Below are 9,152 nucleotides of genomic sequence, written 5' to 3' on the forward strand. Positions count from 1 at the left end.
CCTCTAAATTTCATCAATAAAAAAGCCGGATAAGAATTAACTTATCCGACTTTCTTAAACTATTTAATCTACTATTTCAATATAATTTTGTCCGAACCTTCTTGAATTTCTCCAATCACAGCACTTCCATCAATAATATTCACTACTTTTTCGGCGTCGGCTTGGTTAACGATGACAACCATACCAACACCCATATTAAATGTTCCGAACATTTCGTCTTCTGCAATATTTCCGCGTTTCGCTAATTCTTGCATCACTGTCGGTACATTAATTTTAGATTTCTCTATTACAGCTGTTAAACCATCATTAATGATACGAGGAACATTTTCTATTAATCCACCTCCTGTAATGTGAGCAATTCCTGTCATTTCTATACCTTCGTCTTTAATTTTGAAGATATCGTTTTGATATAATCTTGTCGGAACTAATAATGTTTCGAACAATGGTTTTCCTTCAAAATCTTCGTTAAAATCTGGGAAGATTCTACGAATTAATGAAAATCCATTTGAATGAAATCCACTTGCTGGCAAAGCTATTATTGCTTGTCCGGCTTTTATTTTAGAACCGTCAATAATTTCGTCGCGTTCTACTACTCCAACACAAAATCCTGCAACATCATAATCACCAACTTTGTACATTCCTGGCATTTCGGCAGTTTCTCCTCCAATCAAAGCTGTTCCTGTTTCTTTACATGCTTTCGCAATTCCCGAAACAATTTCTGCAGCAATATCAGAATCTAATTTTCCACATGCTAAATAATCCAAGAAAAATAAAGGTTTAGCACCGTGACAAAGAATATCATTTGCACACATTGCGAAACAATCTATCCCAACTGTATCGTAGATTTTAGAATCTAAAGCGACACGTAATTTTGTACCAACTCCATCAGTTCCTGAAACTAAAACTGGATTTTTATAACCTCCTAATTGGTAAAAAGCACCAAAACTTCCAATTCCATTCAACACATTTTCGTTGTGTGTTGCTGCAACTGCATCTTTAATTTTAGATACCGTTTGATAACCTTCTTCTTTATCTACACCGGCTTGTTTATATGTATTGCTCATTTTAATTATGATTTGATAATGATGAATTATGAATTATGAATTTAGTTTTTGTTTACTTGTTATGATGATACTTTTTAGAATTTTTAACACCTCGCTACAATCAGTATATAATTTAGAAAATATTTCTTTTTCAATATAATTACTTCTAAATAATAATTCTAACCAATATAGTGTTTCATCACATTCTTTTTGAGCAATTGATAATTTATGAATAAAATCCTTTGCGCTTTCTGCATTCTGAGATTCTCTAACTAAAGCACCAACAGCTGTACCACTTCTTAAAACTTGTTTACTCAAAACAAATTCACTTTTACTTTGTAAATCTTTTGATAACTGAATGATGTTTAATGCTAAATCAAAAGATTTTTCTTTCAAGATATTCGCCATAATTCATCATTCATAATTAATAATTTTTTAATTAATCTATATGTAAACTATTCACCTCTTTAGATTCTTTGTTTGAGTAATTTACAGGATATTTTTCTGTAAAACAACCAAAACAATGTTGTTTACTTCCTAATAAATCAATTAAATTATCCACTGTTAAGAAATCTAGAGAATCTACATTTAAATATTCTTCAACTTCTTTTATGGTCTTGTTTCCCGAAATTAAATCTGATTTTGATGGCATATCAATTCCCAAATAACAAGGCGCAATAATTGGTGGTGAAGCGGAACGGAAATGAATTTCTTTTGCTCCGGCTTCTTTTAATATCTTAATTAATAATTTTGATGTTGTTCCACGTACAATAGAATCGTCCAAAACAACCAAACGTTTTCCTTTGATTTTATTTTTGATTGGATTCAATTTCAAGTTCACAACACGTTCGCGCATTTCTTGTGACGGAACGATAAATGAACGTGACATATAACGGTTTTTAATCAAAATTGGTTCGTAAGGAATTCCTGATGCTTCTGAATAACCAATTGCAGATGGAATTCCAGAATCTGGAACACCAATTACTAAATCGGCATCTACAGGAGATTGTTCATACAATTTACGTCCAGATTCTACACGTAAATCATAAATTTCATTTCCTTCGATATTCGAGTCAGGACGAGCAAAATAAATATACTCAAAAGCACAAATATTTTTTTGTTTTGGTTGATTTAATGAATAAGATTTTATTCCATTTTCATCTACCACCACAATTTCTCCTGGTTCTACATCACGAATAAACTCTGCACCAACAGCGTCTAAAGCACATGTTTCTGAGCAAAAAATATAGGCGTCATCTAATTTTCCCATACAAAGCGGACGAATACCATTTGGGTCGCGGAAAGCTGCTAATTGATTATTCGCTAATAATAAAACCGAATAAGCGCCTTTTATTTTTTCCGTTCCTTTTTGGATTGCTTCAACAATATCCAAGTGAGAATATTTTTGAATAGAACGCAATAATACTTCTGTATCAGATGTTGCTAAAAAGGGTAAACCTTCTGCTTCTAGCTCTTTTCTCAATCCTTCAACTTCAATTAAATTTCCGTTGTGTGCGATAGAAAAATGTGGTTTTCCGTATATGTTATACGTGTAAAGTGGTTGGATATTTCGACGACTTCCGTCACCAGCAGTTGTATAACGTGTGTGTCCAATTGCAGCATTTCCTTGGTAATCTTCTATATCCGCTTCCATTGTTTTGAAAACGTCTAAAACCAAGCCTGCTTTTTTTACCGTTTTGATGTTACCATCTTTTAAAAACGATACACCACACGCTTCTTGACCGCGATGTTGAAGGGCGAATAACCCAAATTGCGTAATAGAATATGTGTTGATATTAGTTGGCGAATAAACACCAAAAATACCACACTCTTCGTTTACACTGTCAACATCATCAGCAGCGTACTTTTTCAGAATATTACGTTCGTAAAACTCTGTTAAATACTGTGCTTTTAGTTGACTTTTATATGATTTTTTATCAATCATTTTTTCGGATGAAAAAGGATTATTTTAAAACTTCTAATAAGCGATTGTAAACTTCGTGATAAGCTTCTGAAACGTCACCTAAATCACGACGAAAACGGTCTTTGTCCAATTTTTTACCAGTTTCTACATCCCATAAACGACAAGTGTCAGGAGAAATTTCATCTGCTAAAATAATGTTACCATCAACATCTTTACCAAACTCGATTTTGAAATCGACCAATGTTAATTTCGCTTTTAAGAATAATTCTTTTAAAGCTTCATTGATTTTTTCTGTAATCGCGTACAATACTTGTAACTCATCATACGTTGCAGCACCTAATAAAACAGCGTGGTGATCATTAATTAATGGATCTCCTAATTCATCTTTTTTATAACAAAGATCAAAGATTGTAATCGGCGATTTCGCACCTTCTTCTAATCCTAAACGTTGCGCCATACTTCCCGCAACATAGTTACGAACAACCATCTCAATCGGAATAATATCCACTTTCTTCACTAACTGCTCTCTATCGTTTAATTGTGCGATAAAGTGAGTCGGAATTCCTTTCTCAATTAAGTAATCGAAGATTAAAGTCGAAATTTTGTTGTTCATTTCTCCTTTGTCTTCTACAGTTCCACGTTTTTGAGCGTTAAAAGCTGTAGCGTCATCTTTGTAATAAACAATTACTTTGTCTGCTTCCTCAGTCGAGTAAACTTGTTTTGCTTTTCCTTCGTAAATGAAGTCTTTCTTTGTTAAGCTCATCGTTTTAGTTTGTTGTTAACTTTTTGTTTTTTTGTTTTGTTTGAAATGAAAAAGTCCACTTCGTGTTTGTTGTATGCATTGAAAAATAACTTGTTCAAGGTTACTTTTCGGTATTTAATTTCGATTGGTTCAGGATCGAAATTAGTATTGATTGTTGTTTGTTTCTTTTTAATTTAGATTTTGTCTTTCAACTAAAATAAATTCAGTTTAACTAATTTCTAAAATATTCAACCGCATTTTTAAAGATATTCATAGATCCATTTCCAGGTATATTTTTGAATAATCCTTCTTCGTAACGCTCTGGATGTCCCATTCTACCGTAAATTTTTCCGCAAGGCGAAACAATTCCTTCTACAGCAAAAGTAGATCCATTTGGATTGTAAGGCATTTGCCCTGCTAATTTACCTTCTAAATCGATAAACTGCGTTGCAATTTGTCCTTTATCAATCAATTTTTCTAATTCAAAATCATTTGCTACAAAACGACCTTCTCCATGAGAAAATGGAATCCAATATGTTTGATTTTCCATTCCTTTTAACCAAGGCGAATGCGATTTATTAACTCTAACTTGAGCTAATTGAGTGATGTGACGACCAATTTCGTTAAACGTTAATGTCGGTGTATTTTCTTCTAATTCTTGAATTTTACCGTAAGGCAATAATCCTGATTTTATTAAACCTTGAAATCCATTACAAACGCCTAAAATCAATCCATCTCTTTCTAATAATTGATGAATTGCATTTTTAATTTTTTCGTTACGTAAAACCGTTGCAATAAATTTTCCTGATCCATCTGGCTCATCAGCAGCTGAGAAACCTCCTGGAATAAAGAAAATATTGGCTTGATTGATTTCTTTTACAAATTCTTCTACCGATTCTTCAACATCTTGTTGTGTTAAATTACGGAAAGGCAATGTTTTTACAATTGCTCCTTCTCTACGGAAAGCTTTTGCTGAATCGTATTCTGAGTTTGTTCCTGGAAAAATAGGTATAAATACTTTCGGATTTTCTACTTTATGATCTGCAAAGGCAAAACAAATTTGTTCTACTTTCAAATCTTTTTCTTCTACAATTTCTTCAGAATTTGATTGATATGGAAACAATGAATTGAATGTTTCTTTCCACTGTTGTTTTAATTCGTTCAGATTAATTTCATCACCGTTAAAACTTATGTTAACCGAATTGTTTGTTTCACCTAAGACATGATAGTTTTGAGTAATTTCAGTCGGAATCGTTAAATCTTCAGTATGCTCGATGATAATTGATCCTGGATAATATTTTGCTAAATCTAAAGTTGTGTTAATCGCAAATCCAATTTCGTTACCAAAAGCCATATTAGCCAATGTTTCTGCAATTCCACCAAACTTAACCGTCATCATTGATTTTACATTTTCTTGATTTAAAGAAGTAATAAAATCGAAGATAGCTTTAACATTTGTTTCGTCTAATAAATAATCTTCGTTTTGCGTTGGTACAAAAACAGAAAGTTTAGAATTTTTCTCTGCTAAAGTTCCTTGTACAATTTTATTTGCTTGCGAAGGCGCAACAGCAAACGAAATTAACGTTGGTGGCACATCAATATCTTGGTAAGAACCTGACATAGAATCTTTACCTCCAATTGCTGGAATACCAAATTGACGTTGTGCTTCTATCGTTCCTAAAAGAGCCGAAAAAGGTTTTCCCCAACGCGTTGCTTCATCACGTAATTTTTCAAAATATTCTTGAAAAGTTAAACGGATATCTGCATAATTACCTCCTGCTGCAACAATTTTTGTCATAGAATCTATCACTGCAAAATATCCTCCATGGTAATTTGACCAACGAGAAATTTGTGGAGAAAAACCGTATGCCGCAATTGAAACTGCATTTGTAAAACCGTCTGTCGGAAATTTTTGAACAGATACATCTTCTGGTGTATCCATTGTTTTTCCTCCAAAAGCATTCAAAATTGTAGAACGTCCAACATTATTATCAAACATTTCTACCATACCTTTTTGTGATGCGTGATTTAACTCTTGCATCATTGCAATAAATTCATTTTTATCAAATGACTTATTCTCAAAAGGATTTTTATATTCTTCGTCCGTAACTTCAATTTTTGATTGTTTACGAACACCATTTGTATCTAAAAATTTACGGTCTAATTCTACAATCTTTGTTCCTTTCCAAACCAAAGTCATTGTATCATCTTCCGTAACCTCTGCTACACAAGTCGCTTCAAGATTTTCTTCTTTTGCTAATGCAATAAAAGTATCTACATCTTTAGCTTCTACAGCAACCGCCATACGTTCCTGTGATTCAGAAATCGCTAATTCGGTACCATTAAGACCTGCATATTTTAAAGGAACTTTATCTAAATCAACATTGATTCCACGTGCAATTTCACCAATTGCAACAGAAACTCCTCCTGCACCAAAATCATTACACTTTTTAATTAAAGCTAATACTTCTGGATTACGGAATAATCGTTGAATTTTACGCTCTACAATTGCATTTCCTTTTTGTACTTCTGCAGATAAATCGTCTAATTTTAAACCATCGTGTGTTTTAGATGAACCCGAAGCTCCTCCAACACCATCACGACCTGTTGCACCGCCTAATAATATAATTCGGTCACCAGCAACTGGTTCTTCACGACGAACGTATTCTTTTTTTACAGCTCCAGCTACAAAACCAACTTCCATGCGTTTTGCTTTGTATCCTTCGTCATAAATTTCTTTCACAAAAGTTGTCGCTAATCCAATTTGATTTCCGTACGAACTGTATCCATTTGCAGCTTCTTTCGAAATTTTACGTTGTGCCAATTTACCTGGTAACGTATCTTCAATTTTTTCTAAAGGATTTGCTGCTCCAGTAATTCGCATTGCTTGGAAAACGTATGAACGACCACTTAAAGGATCGCGAATTGCGCCACCCACACATGTCGAAGCTCCACCAAATGGTTCTACTTCTGTTGGGTGATTATGTGTTTCGTTTTTGAATTGTAATAACCATTCTTCTTCAATTCCATCTACATCAATAGGAACAACAATAGAACATGCATTGATTTCTTCGGAAACATCAATATTTGTAACAACACCTGTACGAGAAAGATATTTCCCCATGATTGTTGCTAAATCCATCAAACGAATAGGTTTTGTAATCCCTAATTCTTGACGAATTTGTTGGTAATAATCAAATGTTTTTTGAAGTGTAGTGTTGAATTTTGAATTGAATTTGATATCTGTAATTTCTGTCTCAAAAGTTGTGTGACGACAGTGATCAGACCAATAAGTGTCTAAAACCTTTAATTCAGTTTCAGTTGGATTTCGTTGAATTGATTTGAAATAGTCTTGAATAAAAACTAAATCATCCATTTCTAATGATAATCCATATGTTTTATATATTTCTTCTAATCCTTTTTGATCTGTCGAAATAAAGTTTTCTATCGTAGGAACTTCTGTTGCTTCTGGATTTGCAGGAATTTCCATTTTCGAAAGATCTTTAACACGCGATTCAATTGGATTAATTAAATAATCTTTTACTTTTTGTAAATCTTGTTCTGTAAGATCGTTATTAAAAACATATAACAATCCTGATTTTACTGTAACATTTTCTACATTCATCAAAACCAAACATTGCTCCGACGAATCGTCGCGCTGATTGTATTGTCCTGGCAAAAATTCTGTTGCAAAATAATTTTTTGTGTCAGGAAAAGAATAGTTTAATGTGTCGCTTAAATGCTTGTAAACATTGTCTGTTACAGGATCAACAAACACCTTGTTTTGAACTTCTTGTAATTGATTTTCATCTATATTAAATAGATCATAAATAACAAAAACCTTGCACACAATTGTAGGTACAAGGTTTTTAAGTTCTATTGTAGTCTTCTGACTGATAATGTCAAAATTCGATTTCTTCTGAATGAAAAGTCTTTGGTTCATCGTTTTGTTTGTTGTACTATTTGGCTTAATGTGTTTAAACCATCTGTATTTACTACATCAACAAACTGTTTTCCTATCGAGTGGTTCATTACTCAATTGATAGAAAAAAAATTTGTAGTGGCAATTTTTTATGGTCTGCCGTAGAGACGCTCAACCTTATTATGAGCTATACAAATGTTGTAAACTTTAAAAACTAAATCACCTTTAAAAGTGAACTGCAAAATTAAACAATTTATTAGTAAAATCAAACCGAAAATGAGTTTATTTAAGTTTATTTATTTGTTAATCTTTTTAGCCAAAATTAATGTGTGATTTTCAATGAAATGAGCTTGTTTTAAATAAAAAAAGCTCACCATATTGGTCAGCTTATTTTGTTATCTTGTAATTGTCAAATCATATTCGTTGTCAGATTCGTCATATTTATACGTTAATTTCATATTAAAATCTTGCATAAATTTTTTACAGAAAGTTTCAATATTTAAAGTTTCCGGAAAAGTTGCTTTATTTACTGTCATAAATAATGTTGTCCAACTTGTATTATCTCCAAAAATTGTTCTAAATCTTTGTTCCCAATAACTCAAAAATTTCTCTTCTCTCTCATTTACTAACACCTCTTCCATAACTTAGTTTTATAAACCGTCTACAAATTTACGATTAAATATTATTAAAAAATATTTTTAGGAGATTATTAACGTTTAACAGATTTTAGCAACAATCGTAATTCTCTAAACTTAAGATTCGCTTAAGATTCATTCCCACTCTTTTATAACACGCATTCTTGAAATACTTTTGATTAGAATAATCTAACACTATGTTTAAAAATCTTTTCAAAAGCCGATACAGTATTTTACTGTTTTTTAGTTTGCTATTTCTCCTTATTTCATTTCTTTTACGTTTTATTTTTGCCGTTTGGGTAAAAGGCGAATTCGATTGGAATATCGGTTCATTAATGCACACACTTTTTTACGGATTGATTTACGACATCAGTGTGGTCAGTTGTTTCACGTTATTTTTATCGTTTTACTATTTAATTCTTCCAAATAAATTTATCAATTCGGTTTTCGATCGCGCATTTGTGTATTTTATTTTCACACTTTATTTGGTAATAATCTATTTCACATTTTTTGCCGAAGTAACTTTTTGGGACGAATTCAAAAGTAGATTCAACTTTATAGCGGTCGATTATTTAATTTATACATACGAAGTTGTCAAAAACATTCAAGAATCCTATCCATTACCTATTTTAATTGGCGGAATTGTGTTGATTACTGGTTTAACTTTATTCATTACTAAGAAAAGAAACGTTTTTTACGACACCTTTAATTCTAAACCAAAAACAAGTCAAAAATTTGGTGTTTTCGCCCTTAATTTAATTCTTGTAATTGGCTCTTTATATGTTTTAAATCAATCCTGTCCTAAATAAAAAATCAACATAGAAAATTGGACCATTTCATTGAGTTTCCGCCTTGAAATGGTTGTTTTTCAAAATAGAACCCCTTG

At 32.1% G+C, this 9,152-nt stretch carries 7 protein-coding genes and 1 riboswitch; of the genes, 1 reads left to right on the forward strand and 6 read right to left on the reverse strand.

The genetic code is table 11. The annotated features are described in order from the left end of the window. Positions 1 to 71 precede the first annotated feature (71 nt). From purM to BM072_RS09465, 6 genes are all read right to left on the reverse strand, one after another. Positions 72 to 1,064 (reverse strand): phosphoribosylformylglycinamidine cyclo-ligase, encoded by a 993-nt coding sequence (purM, locus tag BM072_RS09440; protein WP_092908415.1) that lies wholly within the window; start codon positions 1,062 to 1,064, stop codon positions 72 to 74. 33 nt (positions 1,065 to 1,097) lie between these two features. Further along, positions 1,098 to 1,451, reverse strand: a complete 354-nt coding sequence (locus tag BM072_RS09445) for a four helix bundle protein (protein ID WP_092908416.1) — start codon at positions 1,449 to 1,451, stop codon at positions 1,098 to 1,100. A gap of 31 nt (positions 1,452 to 1,482) precedes the next feature. Next, entirely contained in the window at positions 1,483 to 2,988 is a 1,506-nt protein-coding gene (purF, locus tag BM072_RS09450) for an amidophosphoribosyltransferase (protein WP_092908417.1), read from the reverse strand. A 19-nt stretch (positions 2,989 to 3,007) separates the two neighbouring features. Then, on the reverse strand, positions 3,008 to 3,730 hold the full coding sequence (purC, locus tag BM072_RS09455) for a phosphoribosylaminoimidazolesuccinocarboxamide synthase (RefSeq protein ID WP_092908418.1): 723 nt from the start codon (positions 3,728 to 3,730) through the stop codon (positions 3,008 to 3,010). A gap of 211 nt (positions 3,731 to 3,941) precedes the next feature. Next, the gene (locus BM072_RS09460; protein WP_092908419.1) at positions 3,942 to 7,652 is read right to left on the reverse strand and encodes a phosphoribosylformylglycinamidine synthase; all 3,711 of its coding nucleotides are present in this window, start codon (positions 7,650 to 7,652) and stop codon (positions 3,942 to 3,944) included. A gap of 95 nt (positions 7,653 to 7,747) precedes the next feature. Then, positions 7,748 to 7,846, reverse strand: a riboswitch (purine riboswitch). 180 nt (positions 7,847 to 8,026) lie between these two features. Beyond that, entirely contained in the window at positions 8,027 to 8,272 is a 246-nt protein-coding gene (locus BM072_RS09465) for a hypothetical protein (protein ID WP_092908420.1), read from the reverse strand. Positions 8,273 to 8,463: 191 nt separating this feature from the next. Here BM072_RS09465 and BM072_RS09470 point away from each other — a divergent pair, with 191 nt between their 5' ends. Further along, positions 8,464 to 9,075, forward strand: coding sequence for an LTA synthase family protein (locus BM072_RS09470; protein WP_177190297.1), 612 nt, complete (start codon positions 8,464 to 8,466; stop codon positions 9,073 to 9,075). Positions 9,076 to 9,152 lie beyond the last annotated feature (77 nt).

Source organism: Algoriella xinjiangensis, from assembly GCF_900115015.1.
Classification (GTDB): Bacteria; Bacteroidota; Bacteroidia; order Flavobacteriales; family Weeksellaceae; genus Empedobacter; species Empedobacter xinjiangensis.